General features: G+C 57.7%; 1 protein-coding gene. It reads left to right on the plus strand.

Features of this window, described 5'->3' with window-relative positions:
• Nucleotides 1-121: 121 nt before the first annotated feature.
• The coding region (locus tag SB847_RS21885; protein WP_410578825.1) for a hypothetical protein at nt 122-248 on the plus strand (127 nt) is incomplete at its 3' end.

The following is a 248-nucleotide window of genomic DNA, read 5'->3' on the forward strand; positions in this document are numbered from 1 at the left end:
TTTTGAGCGACAATGTCGAGATCTCGAGCTTCCAGAAGCCGATGTTTGTTCAAGACGGATTTATGGGCGCGTGGGCAACCGCGAAACGCCTGTGGAGCGAACTGAAAGGGAAGGCACTCAAATGATTCAGCTGCGTGATTTCGACCCGGCGAACTACCTGTCCGATGACGAGGCCATTGCGCATTACCTGGCCGATGCCGCGGCCGATCCCGATCCGGATGCCTTCCTCCAGGCCTTGGGCGATGTGG

The organism is Bacillus sp. SIMBA_026 (assembly GCF_046535335.1).
Classification (GTDB): Bacteria; Bacillota; Bacilli; order Bacillales; family Bacillaceae; genus Bacillus; species Bacillus velezensis.